The sequence below is a fragment of the Caldicellulosiruptor changbaiensis genome, assembly GCF_003999255.1.
Taxonomy (GTDB): Bacteria; Bacillota; Thermoanaerobacteria; order Caldicellulosiruptorales; family Caldicellulosiruptoraceae; genus Caldicellulosiruptor; species Caldicellulosiruptor changbaiensis.
In genome coordinates this window covers 855426-878754 of the sequence record NZ_CP034791.1, presented here as the reverse complement: position 1 = coordinate 878754, position 23329 = coordinate 855426, and the positions used below count along the sequence as shown (strand labels likewise).

Here is a 23329-nt window from a genome sequence, read left to right as displayed (position 1 = left end):
AATGATGAACAACCAAAACAATGAGAACTTTTACATCACAGACGCAAACTTACCTATCAACATCTTTTCCCTACTGGAAGATAGCATACAACCACGGCAAGGGCGAGAATGTAAGCTTGTTTATGAGTATGAAACAAACGATGGCGGTAAAGTCCAGATTGGTACAAACTACTACATGCTAACACCAGCCGACATAAACACATTATACATCTTGACCACTTATAGGCAGGAAACAGGACAAAAAGGTGATACCTTTGAAATACCGCTAAAGTACATCATGAAAAAGCGAGGATTGGATGTTACACAATCAGAAAACGTTAAGTTAGTCTTGCAATCACTTGACCGTTTAATGATGACAAAGATTTTTGTAGAAAGATACGGTTATATCAACGAAAAGACGTTTAGGCGAGATGTGGCAAAATTTATACTGTTGCCTTCCTATAGGATATCGCAGAAAGGCAGCAAAGGACGTGGATATAAAACAAAGTTAACTGTCACGCTTGCCAAAGAAATTTGCTACAACCTTGACAATGGCTATGTTGCACGTGGTGATTTGGACATCGCTAAACAGCTTGTTAAACACAAGATAGCACATAGACTTTACCACTTCCTAATGGGCAAATGCACACGCAACAAAACTTATAAACGCAATTTTGCACAGTTTGTGCAACAAGATATTTGCCCAGAACTACCATTAGAGGAAGGCAAGGAAAAGGTTATAAACGCACTTATAAGGCTGGAAAGTATGGGGCTAATATCATACAGAATCGAGAAAGACATTGTTTGCATAAATATACGCAAATAATCGCATAATTATGCACAAAAAGGGCACTGGTATCAGCTGGGAAAATCGTAGTATGTACCTACAAAAAATCGTAGTATGTACCTATAAAAAATCGTAGTATGTACCTGCAGAAAATAGTAGGGAAGAAAATGGTAAATGCAGTTAGGACAAGGGTTTGCGGGTACAAAAACGGGTAAAATTAAAATTAAAATTAAAAGAGAGAGTTTACAACTCTCTCTATTAGAAAAAAGTTGGATTTAAATTTTTTGCATATTCCTGCCGTTGTATAAACTTGAAGGCAAAAATTAGCAACCAAAGAGGGGTGGTATCTCACATGCGACCATGGGATTGGCTTTCCCTAATTGAAGAGGCTGCTGAAAATTCCAAAAGCAATGTTGGTGTTGCTGCCAGCTTGCCGACGCTTGCGGTTAACGAGGAAGGCAGGGCTGCTGCAACGCTGGATAACCGAGTTAACCCAGCAAAAGCAGCAAATAAGCAAGTTAACCGACGATACACTATAAAGCTAATGACCGACCTTGAGATAAGAGAGTTTGCCAAAAAACAAAAGCCTTCCTATTTTGCAAGGCTGAAAAAGAAGGCTTATGAAAAACAACTTTGCAGTAAAGAAGGGCACTTTTGGGCTATGCTGGAAAGGTTATCACAAGAGTTTGCAAAGAAGAAGCCCAATGAATTTGACTTGCAGCTTTGGACAAAGTTCGTCAAGTATGCACAGCGAGACTGGGAAATCGAAAAGCTACAGTCTTCCCTAAATGCAAAGTGTCCTGTATGTGGCAGCAAAGATTTTGAGTTTGCTGAGAAAGGACAGGAAAAAGGCTTTGTGTGTTTGCCGTGTTTAAAAGCAATGGGCAGGGTTGAATTTGTAGCTTGTGTGTCAATCGAAAATGATGTGCCAGAGTGGAAAAATCGTATAACGTTAGGGACAGGGAGACTTATTCCTAACAGCTTGTGTACACGTTGCGGTGAATCCTTCAAATGGTTTAGCAACGATGAATGGGAAAGGTGGCTATGTAGCGGCTGCGGGGAAGAAGCTTTGCCAGCAGAAAGCCAGTAGAGAAATTTCATAGAAGGCTTTTAAAACGTACAGGAAAGGTCGGGACATATAAAATATGTCCCTTTCATTTTGTATTCAAAAGAAATCGGTTTCAAATAGGGTATGTGGGTATGCCGTGCTATTGTGGACTTTGTGAGGACAAAGACGACTCATCCCCAGCTATTGCAAGGTATCCCCAATATCGTGGTCTCCATTGCAGGTTTGGGACGGTACGCTTTATTCCATCCTAATTACTTTTTGCCTATGACACTTTGTCATTGCACATTCATAACAACGATATGACAAAATTCGACATGCAGACTTTTCACGTGGTATAATCAAATCAAGAACATAAGGTTGAGGTGGTTTAAGTGCATTTCTATGATTGGGAAGAATTGAAGCGTGAATTCATGATAGGCAACTACAGAACGCTAAAAGAGTTTGCACAGGAAAAAGGCGTTAACTATGGAGTGTTGAGAAACAAGGCAAGGGATTGGTTGAAAGAAAAGCAGCAAGTTAACAGAGAGAAGAACCAGCTTATTTTTGAGAAGACTCTCCAGCAGCAAGTAAAAAAGGCTGCCGATTACAATACATGGCACGTTGAGATTTGGAATGAGTTTTTGCGGCTTGTTTGGACAGCCCTTCATGATGAGAAGACCATTAAGACCAAAGAAGGCAAGTATAACGTGTATGTGCTTGAGAGGTTGGCAAACATCATGGAAAAAGCACAGAAGGGGCAGCGTTTAGCGTTAGGACTGGATGAGAACAAAGAAGACCAAAGCGAACAACTTCTTAGCAGGATTAGAGAAATTGTCCAAGCACTCCATGAACCAGACGAGACTTCTGTTGTAAACTAAGTTTGCAGCCAAAGGAGTGTTAATAACAAATGCAGCAGACAAAAACTTTAAAGCTTGACAACGCACAAAGGCAGCTTCTAATTGCCGACAACTTAAAGCTTGTGTATCACGTTGCAAACAAGTTTATGCCATGTCCTAAGGGTTACATGTATGAAGTTGACGATTTGATTTCTGAGGGTTACTTTGGTTTGGTTGTGGCAGCTAAAAACTTTAATCCCAGTTTAGGAGTAGCATTCTCAACCTATGCTTGCAAAGTGATTGAAAGCAAGATAAAAAGAAGCTTGTCAAAATATAAGCTATCTTCTGCCATATCTTTGGACAGTCCAGTATCAAAAGAACCAGAAGAGGACACATCAACAATTGGTGATGTAATCTCAGATGGTTATTCAGTTGAAAGGGAAGTAATCAGAAAAGACACTCTACAGAAGCTACAAAGGTATTTTGATACTTTGACCGATGAGGAAAAAGAGAGAGTTTTATATTACGTCTCCACAGGAAAAACTCCACCTGCCAGCGATAAGGTGTTTAGAAAAGCAAGAAGAAAGATAATAGCCAAAATGAGACAAGAACAGTTTGAGGCAGACCTTGACGATTTGACAGTATTCATATCCTGTCCAGCGGTGCACATAGCAAGTGGTAGTAATTTTGGCTATTCACCAGTTGAGGCAACTGTTATTGATAGAGAGGAGAAAAGAAAACAGCTTGAGGTTTTGTCTTCAATTCCACAGTTGGACAAGCTGAGGGTTTTAAAGCAACAAGGCGAACAGGACAGGATGAAGCTTCTTGCTGCCAAATGGGAAGTTGAAGAGTTTATTGAAAGGCACATCGACAAGCTGTCAATCAACCACATCAAACTTCTTCAGGACTACTTTGTTTGGTGCTATTCACATTTGGCGATGGTTCAGAAGTATGGTAGCGGCTACAAAGCCCAAATTAAGCGTGCAGTCCAAAAGTTGATGGGATGAAAGGGCGGTCTAACTTGGAACATCCCAACAAGACGTGGAATTTTACATCTTTTTACGCTTTGAACCACACCTAAAAGCTTGTCATCCATCGAGAAACCTAATATTGCGGGTTTTTGACATCTGCATAATGTAAAATAAGGAATGGGGCAGCCTTGACCATTCTTGAAAGCTTGTCGCAGCTGACAAATCCCTATGTGGCAGCATTTCAAGTTTTACGCATGCTAAGAAATGATAAGGAAACAATGGAAAAGATTTAAAGGGACAAAATGTCCTAATAAATAAAAGGAAACAATGGAAAAGCTATGAATGTCCATACAAAGAAAACAAGCGTGGTTTGTTGACCACGCTTTAAAACAGTATCACTTTACACTCAAGAATATTCCAATAGGCTTTGCTGGTTACTTTCACTATAGCTTTATGCTTTGCAGTATGCAATAGAGAACTATGTTTTGCAGCACCAAATCAAGAGAACATGCTAACAAATGCTAACATCTCAGGGTGTCGAAATTCACGACATCCTGAAAGCTATCCCGAGATTTCCGAGTCCCTAAAAAAGACGCATCTCTGATTTGGGAAGTCATCTCATAGGGATAGGGTATTGCAAATCTCTGCAGCTTTTCAATCAGGACCAGCGGGCTGGGGCTTGCATATGCGACCGCAAGTTTTTAAAAATTTTTGGGAATGAAAAATAGCATTTTAAAACACAGTGTTATTCATAGTTGCACTTTTACCAGTCAAACCTTTTTGATAGTTTACAAAGTTGTTAACTTTGTGTGCTTGTATGCGTTTAAAAATGTTTAAGGTTTGCGAGGTATCCTTAACTTGCGGATACCACACTGTTTGTTGCTGTTAACAAACGACGAAATTCGTTGTCTGTTATCAAGCAAGGTGTGTTACTAAGTTTTACTAAGCTTTCTATTTTGGATTAAACAGAGGAGATAACAAAAGGGGGGCGTGAAATTCAACATCCCCGTAATCTAATCCTTGCAGGGATGGGATATTTCATCCTACCCGCAAGCCAATCCATTTTTGTGCGTTGTGAGAGCTTTTAGAGGGCTTTGAAGCGAAAATAACGACCACAAAGCCAGAAAATACTTGTCGTGTCCCCTAATTGCAAAACTAACAGCACACATAGAGAACAAAAAAGCGGTATTGACTGATTGTTGATGAGAAGGTATAAAGTAATTACCAGCACAAATTGACAAACTGTCTGATGAAAAGTGGGAAGACCGTCGGTGAAAAATAGGGAATATGGTCAAGCGTGTTAGCTGCTAAATGGTAGAATATCCCATGCCGAAAAATCAAGGATTTGCGGGTGTTAGGAGGTTAAATGTAAAATTCTGGTCTCCAAAACCGTTGGCTGGGGGTTCGAGTCCCTCCGCCCCTGCCATTAAAGTTTGCCACTGAAATTAGAATAGGGAATAAGTTAAATGTGAACTAATTCTCTATAAAGTCAAAATATAAAAGGGGCTGCAACTCTTTATTTATTAGTTAACAGCCCCTTTAGTTTTTGGCTAAAAATCAAATTATCTCAAATTTATTCCTCTAAAATTCTCTCTGCCTCTTCTCTGTACGCATCCATTACGTATGGAATACCTGATATCTTAGCAGCGTCTTCTGTGAGTGCAATCAAATCCTTTCTTGAGATTGTAGAGATTCTGAAGTTCCTTGACCCTGCCATAAGCTGCTGTAGACCTGTTTTGAACTTTTGCACAAATGTATAAATTCCAACTGCACCAAGCGGAATGTTCTTCATCTCATCACCGTATTTTTCTTTAAGCTCTTCATATGTGATAAATATCTCTTCTGGTGTTGTACCATACTTAGAAACTGTCTTTGGCAAATTACCTTCTTTGAGCCACTTTTCAATGTTTTTGCCTACCATTCCTGGTATCATTAGTGCTCTTCCCATACAAACAGCTTTTACATATGGTGCACCCATTGCAATTGCCTTGAATACACCATCTTCGGTTGAAAAACCACCTGCAATTGCAAGGTCAGGAACTCTGAAACCTCTTTTAGTAAGCTTCTCGGCAAACTGATATGCCAATGCTTCTAAGTAAAATGTTGGAATTCCCCATTCATTCATCATTGGCCACGGGCTCATGCCAGTACCACCTGGTGCACCATCTATTGTTATCAAGTCAAGCTTTGCCTCAGCACCAAACCTTAATGCCATTGCAAGTTCAACAGCTGAATATGCACCAGTTTTTAAAGTGATTCTTTTAAATCCAAGACTTCTAAGTCTTTCTATCTCTTTCAAAAAGCTTTCTTTCTCAACAAAACCAAGTCTTGAATGTCTTTCAAATTCTCTTAGGGCACCTTTCTTGAACGCCTCTTGCACTTCTTTCAAAGTTGGGTCAGGAAGAACTACATAACCTCTTTTTTTCAGTTCAAGAGCTCTTTCAAGGCTTTTTAACTTAATCTCTCCACCAATACATTTTGCGCCTTGGCCCCATTTGAGCTCGATTGTGTCAAGCCCATGCTTTTCAATGACATACTCTGCAACACCAAGACGTGTATCTTCAACATTCATCTGAACAAGTATCTCGCCCCAGCCCTCGTAAAACCTCTTGTATGTAGTAATTCTCCTGTCCATTTCAGGAGATTTCTTGACTTTGCCATCTGATGTGAGTTCAAGCTCTGGGTCAACCCCACAGACATTTTCACCACAGACAAGAGTAATGCCTGAAATAGCGGCACCAATCGCAAAATGTTCCCAGTTTTTGCGTGCAATCTCTGTTGACCCCAGCGCACCTGTGAATATCGGAACCTTCATTTTTACCTTCTTTTCCCAACCGTATTCAGTTGTTGTGTCAACGTTTGAGAAGATTGCTGTGTCAGGATTTGCCTCAACCCCTTCAGGAAGGCCCTTTGCACCAACTGCATAACCTTGGATGTTTAAATGTGAATAGTCGACAGGATAATTTTTGTTAGCTCCTGCTGTCACCTCACCAAATGGTCCAGGATATAGAACCTCTCTTCCTCTAAATGATGCTAAAAAAATCTCACAGCCTCCTTCGCAGCCATCAAGACACCTTGTACAAAGTCCTGACATGGGAACAACATCTCTTGAACGGTTAAATGTACCAGTTGCCTCGTTCGCATTAGGCCTTCTTAGGTTCACTTTAACCATCCTCCCTTCCTACATTGTTGAGTTATATAACATTAATAAGTAGTTGTATTAAATCATAGATCTATACTAAGTAAAGCTAACATTGTTGCGCCAATTTTTACCAACGGTAAAAGTGTTCTCATAATGGGGATTTTGTATTCTCTGATTGTATATCTTATTTTGCCTGAGGGTCCAGTTGGAATCTCATTTACATAATCAACCTTTATGGAAATGTCGCCAAACTTATTTTTTATACTCTTTACAAATTGTTCTACTTCTCTTTCATCAAATCTTTTTCCTTTTACAATCTTAAGTGTCATATTATCTAAATCATGCTGAATGAGCTGATACTGTAGCACTCCCTCCATCTCTCTTGCTAATATGTTAAAGAAATGACTATCATAAATTTCACCGCTTTTTGCCACAAAAATCTCGTCTATCCTACCATCTATTTCCTTGATAGTAGGAAAACCTATCCCACAGTCACACATCTCGTCATCCAAAGTTACAACATCTCCAAGCCGATACCTCAGCCTTGGCATTACATAATTGTGAAGGTCTGTCACTAAAATAGCTTTTTTGTTTCTATCTTCCACACCTTCAATATCGACAAACTCATAATAGCCTGTTAGAGTCATCAAATGCATCTTACCTTTTCTACATTGATAGGCAATAATACCTCCATCTCTTGCACCATATTCATTTATCACAGGACATCTGAAAACCTCTTCTATCAAATCTTTCTGGTATTCATATAAATTCTCTGCTGTTGTAACAACACCTTTTAGTTTTAATTTGAGCTCTATCTTATTCTCCTTAATAAGGCTTGCAAGTTTATAAGCAGCCGAAGGATAAGCGTATATAAAGGAAGGTTTGTATTTTTGAATCTTCTTAGCTATATTTTCTATATTTCTTTCATTTATCTCCCAAGATGAGATTATCAGTCTATTTTTCAACACAAGCTCTTTAAGTTTGTCTTTAAAATTCTTTGCATTTTCAATATCATTTAAGGACGCCCAAAGCATAAGACACCTGTCGCCAATATTAATCCCCCACCATGAAAGTCCCAAATACCTTGCTGCCTCGTACCACTCAACTGTCTCCCTGTCTATGTAAAACTTCACAGGCTCACCTGTAGAACCACCTGTTTTGTTGAGAATACAGTGGGATAAATTTGCTTTGTCAGACAAATACAAATCTCTATTTTGGTTGAACTCTTTTTTCTCTAAGATAGGAAATTCAAGCAAAGCGTTTTCTGGTTCAGTCATAATTTTTTCTCTCAAATATTCAAACTTTTTGTACGCTGGGACATGCTCTAGACAAAAAAGAAGTAGTTTTTTTAACTCTTCCTTCTGGATGTTTTCTATCTCCAATTTACTTTTTGATTGATTATTTCTCAAAATATTCAATTTTTTTCTAATCCTATTACCTTTGAATAATTCCATTAAAGGAAAGAATACATTTCTAATTAGTATTGCAAATATATCCATGGTATAACTCCCAACTTGAGTGCTTTTTACTATTCAAATTATATCATATTGTTTCAAAGACTAACAATAGATAAAAAACTTTTAATCTAAATTTTATTTAAAGTAAACAAAAAAGCCTCTTAACCATTTGTCAAAAATAGTTAAGAGGCCCCATCTTTATTTACATTTTTTCTGGAGCATCAACACCCAAAAGTGTCAGCACATTTTTAATTACAATCCTTACACATTCGACAAGTGAAAGTCTTGTATGCATTAACTCTTCGTCTTCATTTTTTACCCTACATGCATTGTAAAAAGCATGAAAAATTGAGGCTAAATCTAAAAGGTACTTTGTAACCCTGCTAACATCTAAATTGCGTGCTGCAATCTCTATCTCTTCTGGAAGCTCCAAAAGTTTTTTGAGAAGCTCAAGCTCTTCCTCTTGCTGCAAAAGCTCAAGTTTTATCTTATCTCTATTTAATACAATCCCCTCTTCAGAAAGAGCCCTTAATATTCCACAAGTTCTCGCATGAGCATACTGCACATAGAATACAGGATTGTCAAGTGTTTGCTGTGTTACAAGGTCTAAATCTATCTCAATGTGCGTGTCAGCTGACTTTGTGTTGAACATAAACCTTGCAGCATCCTTACCAATTTCTTCTATTAAATCAATAAGCGTAATAGCTTTACCTGTCCTTTTTGACATTCTCACTATTTCTTTGCCACGAACAAGCCGTACAAGTTGCATAAGGATTATAACAAGCCTTTCAGGGTCAATCCCAAGTGCTTTCATTGCAGCCTTCATTCTTGGGACATGTCCGTGATGGTCTGCTCCCCAAATATCAATTACAATGTCAAACCCTCGTTTCTCAAACTTGTTTCTGTGGTAAGCGATGTCAGCTGCAAAATACGTGGGTATTCCATTTGTTCTTATCAAAACCTCATCTTTTAAGTTTTCATCCAACTTTGACGCAGCAAACCAAACAGCTCCATCTTTTTCATAGGTAAAACCGTGTTTTTTCAAATCCTCAATTGTCTCGTAAACCTCACCACTTTCATAAAGACTACTTTCATGAAACCAAACATCATATTCAATACCATACTTTTGCAAGTGTTCCTTCATAAGAGCAATATTTCTTTTTAATGCAAACTCCACAAGTTTTCTTCTTTTCTCTTCAGATGGTAAGCCTTCTAAGTCATCCCCATTTTCATTTAAATACTCCTTTACTCTTTCAATTATATCATCACCATGATAACAGTCCTCAGGAAGCTCAATATTTTCACCTTTTAGCTGTCTATATCTTATCTCAAGGCTCTGTCCAAATTTTTCTATCTGGTTGCCTGCATCGTTTACATAAAACTCTTTTGTAACTTTATACCCTGCCCATTTTAAAAGGTTTGCAAGACAGTCGCCAAGCGCACCGCCTCGCGCATTTCCCATGTGCATAGGTCCTGTTGGATTTGCCGAAACAAACTCCACCATTACCTTTTTGCCATTTCCAATATCTACCCTACCGTAACCATCACCTTCAGAAAGTATAACATCTACAACTTTGTAAAGCCACTCCTTTTTGAAAAAGAAATTGATAAAGCCTGGCCCTGCAACTTCTACTTTTTCAATCAAAGTGTTTGTCAGGTCAATATTATCTACAATGTTCTGAGCTATTTCACGTGGGTTTTTTTTGAGTTTTCTCGTAAGCTCCATTGCAATGTTGGTTGCAAAATCGCCATGAGCTTTTTCTTTTGGTTTTTCGATCATTATTGGAGGAACAACATCGTTTAGCTGAAATATGCCCTTTTCAACGCAAGTATTTATAGCCTTTTCAATGGTATCTTTTATCTGGTCTTTTGCAAATTTTACTAAATTCAATTTTTTACACCTGCCTCTTTTATTTTGAGTAAAAAGTCGTTCTCAGACATCATATGCGAATCTAAATCTATGGCATACTCAACAAAAACTTCTCCACCATTCTCTGTTAAATCCACTTTCATCTTTTTTGTGTACACACCTATCATTATCACACCGTCTTCAGTGATATATGTTGATATATGCCTTTTACCCGGCTCAAAAATAAGGGTTGAAGTAACATCGCCATAGCGAATTAATGTTATATGGTTTGGCTGAATCTTAAATGTAGTAGTTGTACCTTCAAGCCCAGTAAGCTCGCTTTCTTTATATGTCACATAAAAGCTTTCACCTTTTTTATAAAACGTACCTTCTGTAAAAAACTCTATGCTATTTTCAAGGCTATTTATGGGGTACTCTTGGGTGCCCTTAACAAAAATCAAAACGTCTTTTTTCATACTTTCACCCCAAAAACCATTGGTTTTAATATTTTTCTATATCAATCTTTTCTTCACATTTTATCTTTTCATTTAAGAATATTGAAGCAACTGCTTCGAACTTTTTTAAATTGTCACTTGCATAAAAATAATATGTTGGCTCGTCATCTAAGGTATTTAACATATCATTTTGTTTTAGTACATCATATGTTTGTTTTGCTGTCTCAAGCGCAGGGTTTATCAAAGTTACCTCTGGTAAAATCTTCTTTATGACATTTTGTAAAAATGGATAGTGTGTACACCCTAAAACAAGGGTATCTATTCCCTTTTCTTTGAACTCTTCTAGATATTCTTTTGCAACAAGGTATGTTACCTCTTTGTCAATCCATCCTTCCTCAACAAGCGGCACAAATAGAGGACAGGGCTTTGAAAACACACTTATATTAGGGTCGTACTCTAAAATCTTTTTCTCAAAAGAACCGCTTGCAATTGTCCCCTCTGTTCCAATTACACCAACCTTTTTATTCCTTGTTGCCATAACTGCAGCTCTTGCCCCTGGCTCAATAACAGCAATTATAGGAATATCAAATTGGCTTTTTAAAAACTCATATGCATAAGCAGAGGCTGTATTGCAAGCAACAACTACAATCTTGACATTTTTTGAAAGTAAAAACCTTGTATTTTGCATTGCAAACTTTGTCACTGTCTCTTTGGACTTAGACCCATAAGGGATCCTTGCCGTATCACCAAAATATACAATGCTCTCATTTGGCATGAGATTTACAATCTCTTTAAATACTGTAAGCCCGCCAAGGCCTGAGTCAAATATCCCAATTGGTCTTGTATCCATAGGCTTTAACCCTCTTTGCTATATTTTATGCTTTGTTTTTGTTGGTTCTTTTCAATTGCAAGTTGTATGAGTCTGTCAAGAAGCTGAGGATATGGTATACCGCTGTACTCCATCAGTTTTGGATACATAGAAATACTTGTAAAGCCAGGGATTGTATTTACTTCATTGAAATACACCTTGTTAGTATCTTTGTCAACAAAAAAGTCTATTCTTGCCATACCACTACACTCAAAAAGCTTGTAAATCTTAATAGCAAGCTCCTTAATCTCATCCTCTACCTGCTTTTCAAGTTTTGCAGGAATGATTAATTCTGATGAGCCATCTATATACTTTGCTTCATATGAATAAAACTCCCTCGAAGGCACTATCTCTCCCAAGGCTGACACAAAAATTTCGCTATTGCCAAGCACTGCACACTCAATCTCACGTGCATTTATAGCCTCTTCGATCAAAATCTTGGTATCATACAAAAATGCTTCGTGGATTGCCAAAATCAGCTCGTCTTTGTCTTTTGCCTTTGAAATCCCAACTGAGGAGCCCGAATTTGCAGGCTTTACAAATACAGGATACGAAAACTCACTTTCAATCCGTCTGATGAAATACTCCTTTTTGGAAAGATACTCATCTTTGTAAATCACTAAAAAATGGCCCTGTGGAATCCCCTCTAAAAGAGCAAGTTTCTTGGCAAAAGCTTTGTCCATGCAGAGCGCTGATGACAACACTCCACACCCAACATATGGAATACCAGAGAGTTCTAAAAGGCCTTGTACAGTACCATCCTCACCATTTAATCCATGCAATACAGGAAATACAACGTCAATGTCAATAAAGGTAGCTTCACTATCTTTTATCTTCACAAGCGCTTTTTTAGTCCTGTCTGGTGAGATAAAACATTCAATTGAATACATTGTCCATTTGCTGTCTAAATCTTCTATCTTACCTGTGTACAAAAGCCATTTTCCTTCTTTTGTAATACCAATTGGTATTATCTCATATTTTTCCTTGTCAAGGTTTTGCATAACCGATTTTGCAGAGATTATCGAAACTTCATGCTCTGTTGAAACTCCACCGAACAAAACTGCAACCTTTAATTTGGTCATCTTACGAATTACCTCCACAAATGTGCTTTTTGCAAATTTATAATATTCATATTCATAGATTCTTCAATTTTATTACACTTAAGCAATAAGCAATCCTGTATAAAAAACTACAAACCCAGATATTCTTTTACCTCAGAAAGTATATTTTCAAGAGTCTTTGCATCCTTGCTTTCTGCATATATTCTAATCAAATCCTCTGTACCAGAGGCTCTTACCAGAAACCATGACTCGTCCTCTAAAATAACCTTTAGTCCATCTCTTGTCCTGTACTCTAAACATTTAAGTCCGGCTATACTGTCTTTTCCAAAATTTTTTACTCTTTCCAATGCTTCTTGTTTTTTGCTATGTGTGGTTCTAACATCAATTCTTTTATTATATAGCTTTCCATACTCAGATTCAATTCTATCTAAAATCTCTCTTGGAGATTTTTGAAGTTTTGCAACCGCCTCTGCCACCAAAAGGTCAGCTAAAATCCCATCCTTTTCTGGTACATGCCCTTTTATAGAAAGTCCACCTGATTCCTCACCACCAATTAAAGCATCCTCTTTCATTAGACACTCTGCAATGTACTTAAACCCAACTGGTGTTTCAATGCATCTCATACCATGTTTTTGAGCAATCTTGTCAATCATAGATGTTGTTGCAACAGTTCTGGCAACAGACGAAGCCTTGCCTCTTGTGTTAATTAAATAATCTGTTAACATAAATATCACTTCATTTGCTGAAATAAACTGACCGTCAGGGTTTACAACACCAAACCTGTCAGCATCACCATCTGTTGCAAGCCCTAAATCAAACTCCTCTGTCTTTATAATCTCAAGCAAATCCTTCATATTCTCTAAATTTGGCTCTGGCAAATGACCACCAAAAAGTGGGTCACGCCAGTTGTTTATAACCTTTACCTCACACCCAAGCCTTCTTAGCGCCTCGTCAATATACCCTATCCCACAACCATACATGGGATTTACAAGCACTTTTAGTTTTTTGTCCTCAAACGCTTTTTTGTCTATCAGATTTAATATGTCATTCAAATACTCTTCTTTGTAGTCAAAGTACTCGATGAGATCTTTGTCAGGATTTATGTCTTTTAGACCTTCCTTTTGAAGTCTCTCAACATTTTTTATTATCTTATCAGTAATTTGTGTATTCGCTGGACCACCATAATGAGGTATAAACTTTATTCCATTGTAATAATATGGATTGTGGCTTGCTGTTATCATAATTGCACCGCTTGCTCCTTTTTTCACAACTGCATGTGCAACAGCGGGCGTTGGAATCGGATTATTTGAAAAAAGTACATGGATAGCATTTGCACTCAAAATATCAGCACAAATTTTTGCAAAGTTTTCTGAGTGAAATCTATAGTCATAACCAATGATTATTTTCGGATTTTCGTAAGTTTCCAGGACATAATCCGAAATGGCTTGAACAACAATTTTCACGTTGTCAAAGGTAAAGTCGTCTGCCATAATCCCTCGCCAACCATCTGTTCCAAAGGTTATTTTTTTCATTTTCATTTTGGCCCCCTTTTTAAAAAAATTGGACAACTATATTATAATATAGTTTAAAATTTTTACAACAAACAAAAAAGATGGCCTGCGCAAGCCTATCTCCCAACTTTGCTGCAGCCATCTTCCTAAAACTCTCTTTTTTTGTCCTTTTCAAAGTTTACATCTCTTATTCAGAAGTATTTAAATACTTTTCAATCTTCTTTTTTACACGTTGCAGAGCATTGTCAATTGATTTCACATCTTTGTGAATCATCTCAGCAATTTCTTGATAGCTCCTTCCTTCAAGGTATAGGTTTAGAACCTTGTACTCAAATGGACTTAGACACCCTGTGATGACATTTAAGGCGTTTTCAAACTCCTCCTTTGTAATCATAACCTCTTCCGGATCAGAGATAAAAGAGTTAGCAATTGTGTCAAGCAAAGTCCTCTCGTCATTCTCTTCATAAACGGGTTTGTTCAGTGATATGTACGTGTTAAGAGGTATATGCTTTTGCCTACTTGCTGTCTTTATTGCAGTTATCACCTGCCTTGTTATACAGAGCTCTGCAAATAACTTAAAGGCAGGATACTTGGTCTCATCAAAATCACGTACAGCTTTAAAAAGCCCTATCATGCCTTCTTGATAAATGTCATCCTTTTCAGCACCAATTAAAAAGTACATTCTACACTTTGCCTTTACAAGGTTTTGATACCTATTTAAAAGCTCTTCTGTAGCCTCTTTGATACCCTCGCGCGAATACTTTACAAGTTCTTCATCTGTACACTCTTTGAAATTTAAAAGTTGTTTTTGTGATGTCAAGGCAAAATGCCTCCTTAATTTTTTAAGCCTTTTTTGTCATATGTTCACACGCAAGATATCTTCCCACATCATAATTATATATTATCACCAAAGGTGTATCAAGCTTGGTCTAATCTTTTTTTGAATTTCTCTAACTTTTCAAGAATGCTACTATCAAGCGTATCTTCAAGTCTGTCTTTTCTCCTTATCTTTTCATTCGTCTTCTTCTCAAGCTCCTTTTTGTAATTCTCAATCTCATATATAAGCTCTCTTGGAGGCATTCTAACAGCTCCATTCCCTAAAATCATAAGCTGTTCTAAGTAATCAGATGTCACAACTGCTATTGATTCATACTTTGCATTTTCATAAACATACTTTTCTATGTAGTTATCAGCTGTTTCACCTTCTTTAGTAAATACCACTTCTATGTCATTTATAACTTCTTTTCTCCGCTGAGCACCTCTTACCAAATGTGAGTCAAAAACAACTGTTATTCTATACCCTTTATACCCCGAAAAGTCAGCCAAAATATCTATAAGTTTTTTTCGTGCTACTTCTAAATCATCTTTAGCAATCTCTTTTAACTTGCTCCAAGCGTTTATAAAGTTGTAGCCGTCAACCATCAAGTGCACCTTTTCTTTCTCCTTCTTCGATTCTTTGTTTTAAAACCTCAAAGAATATAATCCCTGCTGCAACAGAAGCATTGTAAGAATTGACTTTGCCTTTCTGAGGAATTTTAACTAAAAAATCAGCTCCTTCTTTTACAAGCCTCGAAACTCCTTTACCTTCAGAGCCAATCACAATACACATTGGAATCTTAAAATCACAATCATACAAAAGCTTTGTGGCATTGTTGTCTGCTGCGTACACCCAAATACCCTTTTGCTTAAGCTCATCTATTGTTCTTCTTAAGTTAACAACTCTTGCTACCTTAATGTGTTCAATTGCACCAGCTGAAGCTTTTTCAACAGTTGGAGTAATTGGGCATGAGTTTCTTGCCTCAATGATAATACCATGTGCACCACACAAATGTGCAGACCTTATAATTGAGCCAAAATTGTGTGGGTCAGTAATCTCGTCTAATAACACTAAAAAAGGCTTTTCGCCTTTATTTGCTGCTTCAAGCAAAAGGTCATCTATATCCCAGTACTTATATTCCTGAGCAATAGCAATTACTCCCTGTGGATTTTTCGTCTTTGACATCTTGTCAATCTTGCTTTTATCAACAAACTTCACAACAACACCTTTTTGTTTGCAAAGGTTTATAATCTCAGATATGCTCTTATCCTTTGCAGTATTTGATATATATACCTCTGTTATTTGAGTGCTGCTATTTAGTGCCTCTTTCACTGGATTTTTGCCTTCAATTGTCCTCATCTTTTTCCCTCTTTCCAAGGTATTTTTGCCTGACCCTGTCATACTCCCCACAAGAAAATTTGCCTTCTGGACAATAGCCAAGCTTTATACATTTAGGGCCTGCAAATTTGAATAAATTTGGCGCAATACCTTTTACTATCTCCAAAATTTTATCAGCAACGCTTCTTATCTCCCACTGAGCTCTGTTACAACATCGCTCATTAAAAAAATGTAAAAGTTCTCTTGCGTTCATTGTCATGATTATCTTTGTCTCACACGCATTCGGAAGAACATACCTTGCATCTTCTATTGCCATCTTCTCGGCCTTCTTCAAAGCCTCTTTTTCACTCAAACCTTTGCTAACAAGAACTTCCTTGTGTTTTTCCTGCAACTTTTCTGTCAAAAGTCTATAGGTTTTTGCAATCTCATTCATTGTGTCTATGAATATATTTTTAAGCTCTTGGTCTTCTTCTATACTTGGCGGGATTACATAGTCAAACCCATCAAGCCTTACATACCTTTGGGACTGCTGAGAATATGAAGCAAGCCTGTGCCTGACAAGCTGGTGTGTAAAGCTCCTGCTAACACCCTCAATCCCAAACGTAAAGCTCACATGCTCAAGCGGAGATTCATGACCAACATCAACTAAGAAATTTAAAAAGTTTTTAACTGCTTCGCTATCGAGCTTATCATAAATATTTTCAACTGATGTATTTGAGTAACAAAGCTTTGCAGCTGTTGCTACAACCTTTTCTGGGTCGGGTGTATGCGACAAAAGAACAACCTTAAAGCTCATTTTTATCCTCCATCTTCTTTTATTAACTTTTGTTGGTATAAAAATAAAGATGATTTTGTGATAAAATTATTTTATCACAAAAAGGGGGCATTTTTATATATGCTAAAGGTCTTTATTCAACAAAAGGTCCAAAACTTTGTTGTAATCACTTATGACTTTATCAAAAACCATATGCCTTTTTCTGACGGGGAGTTCGTGAAGGTATACATATACCTAAAGTTCTTGCTTCAAAACAAAGTGGAAACTATTGAGATAAACAAGATAGCACAAGACTTAAACCTTCTTGAAAGTGATGTAATCAAAGCTCTTGAATTTTGGTCAGAAAGAAGACTGATAAAGCTTACAAAAGATGCAGATGGAAATATAACAATTGATTTTTTGGACGAAAAGCTTGAGTTTGAAAAGGTTGAAAATGCACCTACACCCCCTATATACACAACTGAGGACTTATCAAGATTTTACGAAACAGACGAAAAATTTAGGGGACTTCTTGAATTTGCTCAAAAGCAATACTGCAGAACTTTCAATAAAAACGATATAGACGTGCTCCTTGAGATTTATGATTGGTTAAAGCTCCCTATTGAGGTAATATATCTTCTCATCAACTATGTGACAATCAATAAGAATAATAAGAATCTTAAATACCTTGAACAAATGGCAATTAAATGGAAAGAGCTGAATATAGATAGTATCGAAAAGGCTGAGGAGTACATAAGATCACAAGAGGACACAAGCAAGATAAAGAGGCTTGTGCTTCAAAACCTTGGAATATATAACAGAGCTCCAACTAAGGTTGAAGATGAGATTATGAACGTTTGGATAAACGATTGGAAGATGCCTGAAGAGGTCATAATGTATGCTCTAACTCTTACAAAAAATGTCAACAACCCAACTGTAAACTATGTAAATGGTATAATAAAGCGATGGTATGAAGCAGGGCTAAGAAGTTTAGAGTCAATCAAAAAGTTTGAGCTTGAAAATGCACAAAAGAGGGAGAAGAATAAAAAACAGTCAAGTTCTAAGAAAGCTTTATACGAGGAAAGAGATCCATCTACATATACAGCTCTTGAAGAACTTTATAAAAAGGCGTTGAGAGGTAATAGAGATGACAATGATGACGAATAAAAAGAAGATAATTGAGATGATAAACAAGATATATCAGCAACGGCGTCAAAATGCTGAAATTGCAAGAGAAAGAAAAATTGCTCAGCTTTCTTCCAAGTCAAAAGATTTTGCTATATTAAGTGAAAAGATAACAAAGGCAGGCCTAAAACTTTCACAAGCCTCTCTTTCTCAAAACCAAGCTGAGATAGAAAAGTACTCAAAGATACTTGATAGCTTACTTCAGAAGCGGACAAAACTTTTGATTGAGCTTGGACTTGGAAGTAATTATTTAGAGCCTGAGTACACATGCCAGGCATGCCATGACACTGGTTTTATTGTAAGTGAAAACGGGATTGAAGTTTGCAGATGTAGAACACAGCTTTTTATAGAGATTTTGTATGAACAAAGCAAGTTAAAAGATATTCTAAAAGAGCATAACTTTAAAAATTTTAACTTAGAGTATTATTCAAAAGAGATAGACCCTCAGGAAGGTATATCACCTTATGAAAATATGTTAAACATCATAAAAGAAGTAAAAAAATTTGTAAAAAACTTTGACAAATCCTCTCAAAAAGGACTACTTTTTTACGGTAGTACTGGGCTTGGAAAGACCTTTTTAGCCCACTGTATTGCCAAAGAGATTATTGACAAGAAAAAAACTGTAATATTTCTTGACAGCATTGCATTTTTCGAGATTCTAAAAGAAAAATATTCCAAAATGGTAAGGCTATACGATGAGGTAGATGATGAAGAGTACAAAAGTCTTGAAGAGGTAGACCTTTTGATTATAGACGACCTTGGGAATGAGGGAAAAAGCCCAGAGTTTTGTCATGGTGTATTCCAAAGCCTTTTGGATAAACGCTACATGACAAATAAAAAGACGGTTATTACAACAAACTATAATATTGACGGTTTGTTAAAGCTCTATTCAGACAAAACAATGGGAAGACTTCATGAGTATTTCATGTTTTTGCACTTTTTTGGTGACGATATAAGAGTGTTAAAAGCAAAAAGCCAATTAGAAAGGAGAGCTACTTAATTGCAAAAAGTAGCTCTCCTTCACAGACAATTTCATCTTCAACATAAGCAGTTGCCTTTGCCTTTCCAATATACCCTTTTAGGGAAATCAGTTCTGTTTCAATCAAAAGCACATCCCCCGGTCTTACAACTTTTTTAAATCTTACCTTGTCAATTCCTGCAAAAAATGGTGTTTTGCCCTTAAACTCTTCTTTTGAGAGTATAGCAACAGCTCCAACCTGTGCCATTGCCTCAACAATTAAAACACCTGGCATAACAGGGTTCCCCGGAAAGTGTCCTTGGAAAAATGGCTCATTTATTGTCACATTTTTAATGCCTTTTGCCTTTTTTCCCTCTTCTATCTCAATTATTCTGTCAACAAGCAAAAATGGGTACCTGTGTGGTAAAATCTGCAATATGCCGGTAACATCGTACATTAGCCACATCTTCCCTTCATAAGTTTTTGAAATTTTTTACAGTTTAATTATAAACACCAAAACAAAATATACAGCCATCAAAATCAAACCTATCGGAACTCCAATCCTTGCCCACTCTTTACTTTTAATTTTGAACTTTCCTGCAGAGATTATATTTGGTATATTTCCAGGAATTAACATTCCTCCACTTATAATCATTCCAAGAATAATTGCTCGGACCTGTTCATCTGTCATTTCTCTTGAAATCTCTGCAGCTGCCAGGGTAGCATTATCAACTATAGCAGAAATCATGTTTACCCAGTAAAGAATTTGGGCATCTAACTTTATAATGTACAAATCTATCAAGGGTTTAAAAGCAGTCCCTAACAGTTCAAGTGCAAATACGAATACAAAAACCTTAAAAGCCCTTAAAAACACATCTTTAATGCTCTCTGCACTTTCAGTAAATTCATCTTTATCTACTTTACTTGCCTTTTTAACAACAAGAGCTGCTAAAAAAGCCATTAACAGTATTGTGATAAAAATTTCTAACCCAACTGCTCTTGCTAAATAGAAAAAGTCTGCTTTAAGCTTTGAAATAGTAATTGTTGCTAATGGTTCACCAACTGGTGTCAATGCCGCTCCAAATCCAATTGCAAAGCACGCCAATACAATAGCCTTTACCTTGGTGTTTCTGTCAAGTGGCATGTGATGCATTATTTCGGTTAATAAAAGTGACGCAATTATGGCAGTAATAAAACTTGAACTTAATCCCAAAATAACAATTACAACAAACACAAAAAACTGGATTGAAATTCTATGAGTTAGTAATTCTATCATTGTGTTTATTCTATTTCTAAAGAAGAAAAACAACATCCCCGCTATTAAAACAGCAAAAGTTATATAATAAAGCAAATGATTTTTAAGAATATGTTCAAATAAATCTAAGCTCATTTGCTTTGAAATAATAACACCTATAATACCCATTATGAACAAAAAATACTCTAAATTATGTTCTACTGCCTTAACAAAAAAAGGCAAAAATAAAATAATCAAAAGCAGAACTATTAACCCGCCGATCATTTTTTATCAACTCCTCCAAGACTAATAGCAAAATTAGTTATTTTCTCCTATTTGTTGCTCTTGTGTTATTATTTCATATACTTGAGAAAGAATATACTCTAATCTTTCAGTATTGTTTTCTAAATACAAATAACCAATCAATGTTTCAAGTGCCGTAGCATATTTATAATCACTTAACTTTGCATTCTTAGGAACAGTTTTACTCTTTGCGTTTCTACCTCTTTTCACAATTCTCTTTTCACTTTCATCAAGCATTTCATACAACTTTTTTATGGCTATTGCTTGACTTGAAGCTCTTACATACTTAGTAGTTTTCAAATAATAATGATAAGGAGTCAAATCAGGATTTTCGGATATCACTTTATTTCTTACATATAATTCATACACTGCATCACCGATATAAGCATATACTAAAGGACTAAGCAATTTATCAACACTCTCTCTTGAATGAATTTTAAAAGTCACTTACTCACTTGACTTTTCTCAATCAGCGGTACCTAAAACTCTAATTGTATTGACATACGGGTCAGCAGTACCTTGAAGCTGACAGTCCTCTTCTTTCAGGAGTTTAATATAGTCAACAAGGTCTTTTGTTATTCTCTCACCAGGCAAAATAAGTGGTATTCCAGGTGGATACGCCATGACCATCTCGCCAGAAATCTCACCGACTGCATTGTCAAGCTCAACAACCTTCTTTGAGCTATAAAAAGCATCACGTGGCGAAACAATAACCTGTGGTGAGTGAAGCACTATTGTTGGAGTCTTTACATCTTTTACACCAAGCTTCTTTGCCATATCTCTAAGTGCTTCAATTAGCTTTTCTACACTCTCTTGTGTGTCACCCAACGAGATTATTGCCAAAATATTGTAAAGGTCAGACATCTCTATCTGGATGTTGTACTCATCTCTCAGGATTCTCTCTGCTTCATAACCAGTGATACCAAGCCTTCGAACGTTGATTCCAAGTTTTGTTTCGTCAAAATCATATACGCCAGGTGTTCCAATCAGCTCTTTTCCAAATGCATAAAGTCCTTCAATCTTGTTTATCTCTTCCCTTGCCATTCTGGCAAGTCTCAAAGTCTCTTCTAACATCTCTTCACCATACATAGCAAGCTGTTTTCGTGCAACGTCAATTGAACACATCAGAATGTATGACGAGCTTGTTGTCATTGTCAGGTTTAAAACCTGTTTTACTGTCTCTGGTTGAATCCTGTGACCTCGCAAAAGAAGTACAGAACTTTGAGTAAGTGACCCACCTGTCTTGTGTGTTGACACAGCACTCATATCAGCACCAACTTCCATGGCAGTCAGTGGAAAATCGTTGTGAAAGCCCATATGAGCACCATGTGCCTCATCAACTAAAACTGCCATGCCAAATTTGTGTGCAGTTCGAGTTATAGACTTTAAATCACTCGCTATACCATAGTATGTTGGATTAATAACAAATACAGCTTTTGCATGAGGATGTTTTAAGATAGCTTTTTTCACATTCTCAATTGTCACGCCCATTGTAATCCCAAGCTCTTCATTTACCTCTGGCTGTACATACACTGGAATTGCCCCGCTCAAGATTATTCCGCCAAACGCGCTCTTGTGCGCATTTCGAGGCAGTATTATCTCATCCCCAGGTTCGCATGCCGACATTATCATTGTCTGGACACCAGATGTTGTACCGTTTACCAAAAAGTATGCATATTGAGCACCAAATGCACTTGCAAAAAGCTTTTCAGCCTCGTAGATAACTCCAATCGGATTGTTTGCATTGTCCAAATCTTCCATACCATTTAGGTCCATTAGCATGACGTTCTGTCCAACAAAATCGGTAAACTCCTTCAATCCTCTGCCATACTTGTGACCTGGCACATGAAATGGGATGATGTTTTTCTCAATGTGTCTTTTTACAGCATCAAAAAGGGGTGTTTTGCTCTGGTCCTCCTTTGTCACCTTATTCTGCCCTGCCTCCATCCATTATATTTTTTAATTTTCTGAATGATAATTATACCACACTACAATTTTTTTAAAAGTATTTTTTATTCAAAAGTTACGCGGCTCACACCTTCAACCAAATATAAATCCGTAATAAGCTGGTTTATATTGCTATCTGGTAGAACTAAAGCTTTATAAAACACTTTTTCAGACTCTTCATGCATAAATTTAATATCCTTTATAGTTACTGAGTGTGAAGTCAAAATTGAATCTATCTTTTGAATAGAACTTCTTAGATTGTGACCCTCAACAATAATTGTCCTCAAAATTCCTTTTGAAACAAATCTTACTTCAAACTTTTTTAATAGAATCAAAGTAAGATACACTGCTGCAGTTGCCAAAAAAGCTCCTTTGTAATACCCGATTCCAATTGCAAGACCAATACACGCAACAGCCCACAAAGTTGCAGCAGTTGTCAAACCCTTTACAGTCGCACCATCTTTTATAATTGTCCCTGCACCCAAAAAACCAATACCCGAGATAACTTGAGCACCAAGCCTCGCAACATCTATGTTTGCGTGGCCCTTGTAGTATACATTGAAAATATACTGTGATGTCATCATCACAAGAGTAGAGCCCACACAGACTAAAATATGAGTTCTAAAACCTGCCGGTCTGTGAACATTTTCTCTCTCAATACCAATAAGCCCACCTGCTAAGATCGCAAAGATAATTTTTAGTACATCCTCTAACATTCTCAAATCCCTCAATTTAAGAAGAGAATATTAATTATTTTATACTACAAATTATGACAAAATAAAAGGGCTGCCCCATCTTCAGACAGCCCCTTTCACAATCCACAATTTTT

At 36.9% G+C, this 23329-nt stretch carries 22 protein-coding genes; 6 read left to right on the top strand and 16 right to left on the bottom strand.

Annotation, left to right across the window (positions count from 1 at the left end):
* Position 1: 1 nt before the first annotated feature.
* From ELD05_RS04015 to ELD05_RS04000, 4 genes are all read left to right on the top strand, one after another.
* Positions 2 to 805 carry a hypothetical protein gene (locus tag ELD05_RS04015; protein WP_241243607.1) on the top strand — a complete coding sequence of 268 codons (804 nt, stop codon included), beginning with the start codon at positions 2 to 4 and terminating at the stop codon, positions 803 to 805.
* Positions 806 to 1118: 313 nt separating this feature from the next.
* Positions 1119 to 1856 (top strand): hypothetical protein, encoded by a 738-nt coding sequence (locus tag ELD05_RS04010; protein ID WP_127351460.1) that lies wholly within the window; start codon positions 1119 to 1121, stop codon positions 1854 to 1856.
* 350 nt (positions 1857 to 2206) lie between these two features.
* Positions 2207 to 2692, top strand: coding sequence for a hypothetical protein (locus ELD05_RS04005; protein ID WP_127351459.1), 486 nt, complete (start codon positions 2207 to 2209; stop codon positions 2690 to 2692).
* A 29-nt stretch (positions 2693 to 2721) separates the two neighbouring features.
* Positions 2722 to 3657, top strand: coding sequence for a sigma-70 family RNA polymerase sigma factor (locus ELD05_RS04000; protein WP_127351458.1), 936 nt, complete (start codon positions 2722 to 2724; stop codon positions 3655 to 3657).
* A 1537-nt stretch (positions 3658 to 5194) separates the two neighbouring features.
* Here the strand turns inward: ELD05_RS04000 and ELD05_RS03995 are convergent.
* From ELD05_RS03995 to thyX, 11 genes are all read right to left on the bottom strand, one after another.
* Entirely contained in the window at positions 5195 to 6784 is a 1590-nt protein-coding gene (locus ELD05_RS03995; RefSeq protein WP_164742620.1) for an FMN-binding glutamate synthase family protein, read from the bottom strand.
* Between the two features lie 62 nt (positions 6785 to 6846).
* A complete protein-coding gene (locus ELD05_RS03990; RefSeq protein ID WP_127351457.1) occupies positions 6847 to 8262 on the bottom strand; it encodes a phenylacetate--CoA ligase family protein in 1416 nt (471 codons plus the stop codon).
* A 160-nt stretch (positions 8263 to 8422) separates the two neighbouring features.
* Entirely contained in the window at positions 8423 to 10111 is a 1689-nt protein-coding gene (argS, locus tag ELD05_RS03985; RefSeq protein ID WP_127351456.1) for an arginine--tRNA ligase, read from the bottom strand.
* Positions 10108 to 10545 carry a DUF1934 domain-containing protein gene (locus tag ELD05_RS03980; RefSeq protein WP_039765133.1) on the bottom strand — a complete coding sequence of 146 codons (438 nt, stop codon included), beginning with the start codon at positions 10543 to 10545 and terminating at the stop codon, positions 10108 to 10110. The genes argS and ELD05_RS03980 overlap by 4 nt, the downstream gene beginning before the upstream one ends.
* 25 nt (positions 10546 to 10570) lie before the next feature.
* Entirely contained in the window at positions 10571 to 11374 is an 804-nt protein-coding gene (gene murI / locus ELD05_RS03975; RefSeq protein WP_127351455.1) for a glutamate racemase, read from the bottom strand.
* Between the two features lie 5 nt (positions 11375 to 11379).
* The gene (locus ELD05_RS03970; RefSeq protein ID WP_127351454.1) at positions 11380 to 12474 is read right to left on the bottom strand and encodes a D-alanine--D-alanine ligase family protein; all 1095 of its coding nucleotides are present in this window, start codon (positions 12472 to 12474) and stop codon (positions 11380 to 11382) included.
* Between the two features lie 107 nt (positions 12475 to 12581).
* A complete protein-coding gene (locus tag ELD05_RS03965) occupies positions 12582 to 13985 on the bottom strand; it encodes a phosphoglucomutase/phosphomannomutase family protein (RefSeq protein ID WP_127351453.1) in 1404 nt (467 codons plus the stop codon).
* A gap of 166 nt (positions 13986 to 14151) precedes the next feature.
* Entirely contained in the window at positions 14152 to 14784 is a 633-nt protein-coding gene (locus ELD05_RS03960; RefSeq protein ID WP_011916908.1) for an RNA polymerase sporulation sigma factor SigH, read from the bottom strand.
* A 98-nt stretch (positions 14785 to 14882) separates the two neighbouring features.
* Complete coding sequence (locus ELD05_RS03955; protein ID WP_307720920.1) at positions 14883 to 15386, bottom strand: NYN domain-containing protein; 504 nt, start codon at positions 15384 to 15386, stop codon at positions 14883 to 14885.
* The gene (gene rlmB / locus ELD05_RS03950) at positions 15379 to 16140 is read right to left on the bottom strand and encodes a 23S rRNA (guanosine(2251)-2'-O)-methyltransferase RlmB (protein WP_127351451.1); all 762 of its coding nucleotides are present in this window, start codon (positions 16138 to 16140) and stop codon (positions 15379 to 15381) included. Before rlmB ends, ELD05_RS03955 begins: the two co-directional genes overlap by 8 nt.
* On the bottom strand, positions 16127 to 16915 hold the full coding sequence (gene thyX / locus ELD05_RS03945) for an FAD-dependent thymidylate synthase (protein WP_127351450.1): 789 nt from the start codon (positions 16913 to 16915) through the stop codon (positions 16127 to 16129). Before thyX ends, rlmB begins: the two co-directional genes overlap by 14 nt.
* A gap of 99 nt (positions 16916 to 17014) precedes the next feature.
* Here thyX and ELD05_RS03940 point away from each other — a divergent pair, with 99 nt between their 5' ends.
* On the top strand, positions 17015 to 18040 hold the full coding sequence (locus ELD05_RS03940) for a DnaD domain protein (RefSeq protein ID WP_127351449.1): 1026 nt from the start codon (positions 17015 to 17017) through the stop codon (positions 18038 to 18040).
* Positions 18027 to 19058: an ATP-binding protein gene (locus ELD05_RS03935; RefSeq protein ID WP_127352918.1), complete on the top strand. Its 1032-nt coding sequence runs from the start codon at positions 18027 to 18029 to the stop codon at positions 19056 to 19058. Before ELD05_RS03940 ends, ELD05_RS03935 begins: the two co-directional genes overlap by 14 nt.
* Here the strand turns inward: ELD05_RS03935 and fabZ are convergent.
* The 5 genes from fabZ to ELD05_RS03910 form a co-directional block, all read right to left on the bottom strand.
* Positions 19051 to 19473 carry a 3-hydroxyacyl-ACP dehydratase FabZ gene (fabZ, locus tag ELD05_RS03930; protein WP_127351448.1) on the bottom strand — a complete coding sequence of 141 codons (423 nt, stop codon included), beginning with the start codon at positions 19471 to 19473 and terminating at the stop codon, positions 19051 to 19053. The genes ELD05_RS03935 and fabZ overlap by 8 nt on opposite strands.
* A gap of 36 nt (positions 19474 to 19509) precedes the next feature.
* Positions 19510 to 20535, bottom strand: coding sequence for a DUF1646 family protein (locus ELD05_RS03925; protein WP_127351447.1), 1026 nt, complete (start codon positions 20533 to 20535; stop codon positions 19510 to 19512).
* 33 nt (positions 20536 to 20568) lie between these two features.
* On the bottom strand, positions 20569 to 20961 hold the full coding sequence (locus ELD05_RS03920) for a Mini-ribonuclease 3 (RefSeq protein ID WP_206516910.1): 393 nt from the start codon (positions 20959 to 20961) through the stop codon (positions 20569 to 20571).
* A 57-nt stretch (positions 20962 to 21018) separates the two neighbouring features.
* The gene (locus ELD05_RS03915) at positions 21019 to 22500 is read right to left on the bottom strand and encodes an aminotransferase class I/II-fold pyridoxal phosphate-dependent enzyme (protein ID WP_127351445.1); all 1482 of its coding nucleotides are present in this window, start codon (positions 22498 to 22500) and stop codon (positions 21019 to 21021) included.
* A gap of 65 nt (positions 22501 to 22565) precedes the next feature.
* Entirely contained in the window at positions 22566 to 23216 is a 651-nt protein-coding gene (locus ELD05_RS03910; RefSeq protein ID WP_127351444.1) for an MgtC/SapB family protein, read from the bottom strand.
* Between the last annotated feature and the right edge of the window lie 113 nt (positions 23217 to 23329).

Coding starts and splice junctions, on each gene's coding strand:
- ELD05_RS03980 (WP_039765133.1), bottom strand. CDS start 10,545: ATGAAAAAAGACGTTTTGATTTTTGTTAAGGGCACCCAAGAGTACCCC.
- thyX (WP_127351450.1), bottom strand. CDS start 16,915: ATGAGCTTTAAGGTTGTTCTTTTGTCGCATACACCCGACCCAGAAAAG.
- rlmB (WP_127351451.1), bottom strand. CDS start 16,140: ATGAGGACAATTGAAGGCAAAAATCCAGTGAAAGAGGCACTAAATAGC.
- ELD05_RS04010 (WP_127351460.1), top strand. CDS start 1,119: ATGCGACCATGGGATTGGCTTTCCCTAATTGAAGAGGCTGCTGAAAAT.
- ELD05_RS03940 (WP_127351449.1), top strand. CDS start 17,015: ATGCTAAAGGTCTTTATTCAACAAAAGGTCCAAAACTTTGTTGTAATC.
- ELD05_RS03915 (WP_127351445.1), bottom strand. CDS start 22,500: ATGGAGGCAGGGCAGAATAAGGTGACAAAGGAGGACCAGAGCAAAACA.
- ELD05_RS03970 (WP_127351454.1), bottom strand. CDS start 12,474: ATGACCAAATTAAAGGTTGCAGTTTTGTTCGGTGGAGTTTCAACAGAG.
- ELD05_RS03990 (WP_127351457.1), bottom strand. CDS start 8,262: ATGGATATATTTGCAATACTAATTAGAAATGTATTCTTTCCTTTAATG.
- ELD05_RS03935 (WP_127352918.1), top strand. CDS start 18,027: ATGATGACGAATAAAAAGAAGATAATTGAGATGATAAACAAGATATAT.
- ELD05_RS03910 (WP_127351444.1), bottom strand. CDS start 23,216: ATGTTAGAGGATGTACTAAAAATTATCTTTGCGATCTTAGCAGGTGGG.
- ELD05_RS03955 (WP_307720920.1), bottom strand. CDS start 15,386: ATGGTTGACGGCTACAACTTTATAAACGCTTGGAGCAAGTTAAAAGAG.
- ELD05_RS04015 (WP_241243607.1), top strand. CDS start 2: ATGATGAACAACCAAAACAATGAGAACTTTTACATCACAGACGCAAAC.
- ELD05_RS03965 (WP_127351453.1), bottom strand. CDS start 13,985: ATGAAAAAAATAACCTTTGGAACAGATGGTTGGCGAGGGATTATGGCA.
- fabZ (WP_127351448.1), bottom strand. CDS start 19,473: ATGTACGATGTTACCGGCATATTGCAGATTTTACCACACAGGTACCCA.
- ELD05_RS03925 (WP_127351447.1), bottom strand. CDS start 20,535: ATGATCGGCGGGTTAATAGTTCTGCTTTTGATTATTTTATTTTTGCCT.
- murI (WP_127351455.1), bottom strand. CDS start 11,374: ATGGATACAAGACCAATTGGGATATTTGACTCAGGCCTTGGCGGGCTT.
- ELD05_RS04000 (WP_127351458.1), top strand. CDS start 2,722: ATGCAGCAGACAAAAACTTTAAAGCTTGACAACGCACAAAGGCAGCTT.